Genomic DNA, 2,650 nt, shown 5'->3' on the forward strand with positions numbered 1-2,650 from the left:
CGCGGCATCTCGTGTGCGGCGCGTTCGGCGATCTGGCAGGTGTTTTCTGCCGGGAAGCACGAGGTGCGGCGGTGCCGGATGGGGGTGCCGCAGGCCGGTTGGCCGGTCGATGCAGGGCGCAGGGCTCGCTTCGTCGCCACCGCACTACTGCCGGTCGCTCTGATCCTGCTTGTGCCCTCCCGAAGGCCCGCCTTCAGCTCGTCGGTGCGGATCGGGAACATCGCCGCGGATGATTTTGCCGGCGGCGGCCGGTCCTATCTGCGTGACGACCTTCGCGATCAGCTTCGCCATGGATGGGACACTGACCCGCGCGGACATCCCCGCGCTCTGCGGCGACCTGGCCGACGTGCTGCGCGGCCGGGATCCTGGCGTGGTGGTCTGCGACGTGTCCGGAGCGATCCGTCCCGATGTGGTCACGGTCGAGGCGCTGGCCCGGCTCTGCCTGACGGCGCGGCGGCACGGCTGGCAACTGGTCCTCAGCGGCGCCAACGCCGACCTGCTCGAGATTGCCGACCTGCTCGGCCTGGCCGGCGTGTTATTGCAGCCGCTCCGGCAAGCCGAACAACGGAAACAGGCGGGCGGTGTCGAGGAAGTTGTTGACCGCAGCGATCCGTCCGGCTGAGATCTCCAGCACGATCAGCGCCCAGGGGTCGTGCCCCGAGCCGCCGAGGCTGGGGCGGTACTGCCCGAACGCCGGCAGGCCGTTCGCCACCACCGGCACCAGCCGGGAGCCTCGGCATCCGGAGCCCGTGCCGCTCATCCAGGCGAGGATGTCGCCGTGGCCGCGCAGCCACAGCGGCAGCGGCGGCATCGACAGCGTGGCGTCCTCGTGCAGCAGCGCGGTGAGCGCCGCCAGGTCGTACGCCTCGAACGCGCGCACATAGCGCGCGAGCAGCGCCTTCTGCTCCTCGTCCAGCGGTTGGTGCACATCAGCGGCGGTGTCGGCGGCGGTGAGGGTGGCCCGGGCCCGTTGCAGGGCGCTGTTGACGCTGGCCACCGAGGTGTCGAGGAGCTCGGCCACCTCCTGGGCCGACCAGGCCAGCACTTCCCGCAGGATGAGCACGGCCCGCTGCCGCGGCGGCAGGTGCTGCAGCGCGGCGACGAACGCCAACCGGACGGACTCGCGGCCGGCGATCACCTCAGCCGGGTCGCTGGTCTGCGGCAGGACCCGGCTGTCCGGCACCGGGCCCACCCAGATCTCGTCGGGGCGCGGCTCGCCCGGGTGGGTGGCGGTGCCGGACCCGGCGGGACCGAGATCCATCGGCCGGACCCGGCGCTGCGCACTGGCGAGCATGTTGAGACAGACGTTGGTCGCGATCCGGTACAGCCAGGTCCGCAGCGCCGACCGGCCCTCGAACCGCTCGTAGCTGCGCCACGCCCGCACGAAGGTGTCCTGCACGGCGTCCTCGGCATCGAAGGCCGAGCCCAGCATCCGGTAGCAGTAGCCGGTCAGCTCCGAGCGGTACGGCTCCAACTGGGATTCGATCGAGGTGCTGATTGCCACGTCACCCACACCGTCAATCTAACGCTCCCCCCCGACAACCTCGGGACCCGAAAATTCGTGTCGCCCGCGGCGATGAGTCTTCGGCGCCTGCCCGGTCTTCAAGACATCGGACAACGACACGACACGAGGAGCACCTCATGACCGCCACTGCATGGACCGCCGAGCCCGGCACCTCCGGCCAGTACGCCGACGTCAACGGCGTCAACCTGTACTACGAGACGCACGGCACCGGCCGCCCGATGATCCTGCTGCACGGCGGCCTCGGCTCGGGCGAGATGTTCGCGCCGATCCTGCCCATGCTGACCGACCAGCACCAGGTCATCCTGGTCGACCTGCAGGGGCACGGCCGCACCGCCGACGTGGACCGGCCGTTGGACGTGACGCTGATGGCGGACGACGTCGCGGCCCTGATCGACCACCTCGGGCTGGAGAAGCCGGACGTCGTCGGCTACTCCCTCGGCGGCGGGGTCGCGCTCGAGGTCGCCATCCGTCACCCCGACAAGGTGGGCCGTCTGGTCGCGGCGTCGGCGAACATCCGCCGCGACGCCATCTACCCGGAGATGCTCGCGCAGCAGGGACAGGTCAACAGCGCGGCCGCCGAGTTCATGAAGGACACCCCGATGTACGAGCTCTACCAGCGGGTGGCGCCGCGCCCGGAGGACTTCCCCCGGCTGCTGGACAAGATCGGCGTGGCGATGAGCAAGGACTTCGACTACACCGAGCAGGTCCGTGGCCTGCAGGTGCCGACGCTGGTGGTCGCCGCCGACGCCGACATGGCACCGCCGAGCCACTACGTCGAGGTCTTCAACCTGCTCGACGGCGGGCTGCGCGACGGCGGCTGGACGGGTGAGGGCCGGCCGAAGGGTGGCCACGCCCTGGCGATCCTGCCCGGGCTGACGCACTACGACCTCTTCGCCTCCCCGCTCTTCGCAGCGGTCACCCTCGCCTTTCTCCACCAGACGCCCTGACCCACCCCACCCCTCCCCGACCCCCTCGCGTTGATCATGAGTTAGTGGCGTGGTTGATCTTCAAAGGGCCGCCTTGACGTCCTGCTCGAGGGTGACCTGTCGCTGGCCTCATGATCAGCGAGGAGATCGGGGGTGAGGGGGTTCGGGGAGGGGGTAGGGCGGAGCGGGGCCGGTCCGG

The 2,650-nt window shown here is 70.5% G+C and carries 3 protein-coding genes; 2 read left to right on the forward strand and 1 reads right to left on the reverse strand.

Annotated features, from left to right (window positions below; all coding sequences use genetic code 11):
- The first annotated feature begins 229 nt into the window (after positions 1–229).
- A complete protein-coding gene (locus Vqi01_RS30090; RefSeq protein WP_204038516.1) occupies positions 230–622 on the forward strand; it encodes an STAS domain-containing protein in 393 nt (130 codons plus the stop codon).
- Here Vqi01_RS30090 and Vqi01_RS30095 read toward each other — a convergent pair.
- Complete coding sequence (locus tag Vqi01_RS30095) at positions 536–1,513, reverse strand: sigma-70 family RNA polymerase sigma factor (RefSeq protein ID WP_204038517.1); 978 nt, start codon at positions 1,511–1,513, stop codon at positions 536–538. The two genes, Vqi01_RS30090 and Vqi01_RS30095, sit on opposite strands and share 87 nt — an antisense overlap.
- 128 nt (positions 1,514–1,641) lie before the next feature.
- On the opposite strand from Vqi01_RS30095, the gene Vqi01_RS30100 reads away from it, so the two are divergent.
- Positions 1,642–2,472 (forward strand): alpha/beta fold hydrolase, encoded by an 831-nt coding sequence (locus Vqi01_RS30100; RefSeq protein WP_204038518.1) that lies wholly within the window; start codon positions 1,642–1,644, stop codon positions 2,470–2,472.
- The last annotated feature ends 178 nt before the right edge of the window (positions 2,473–2,650 follow it).

The sequence above is a fragment of the Micromonospora qiuiae genome, from assembly GCF_016863555.1.
GTDB classification, from domain to species: Bacteria; Actinomycetota; Actinomycetes; order Mycobacteriales; family Micromonosporaceae; genus Micromonospora; species Micromonospora qiuiae.

Coding starts and splice junctions, on each gene's coding strand:
- Vqi01_RS30090 (WP_204038516.1), top strand. CDS start 230: ATGATTTTGCCGGCGGCGGCCGGTCCTATCTGCGTGACGACCTTCGCG.
- Vqi01_RS30100 (WP_204038518.1), top strand. CDS start 1,642: ATGACCGCCACTGCATGGACCGCCGAGCCCGGCACCTCCGGCCAGTAC.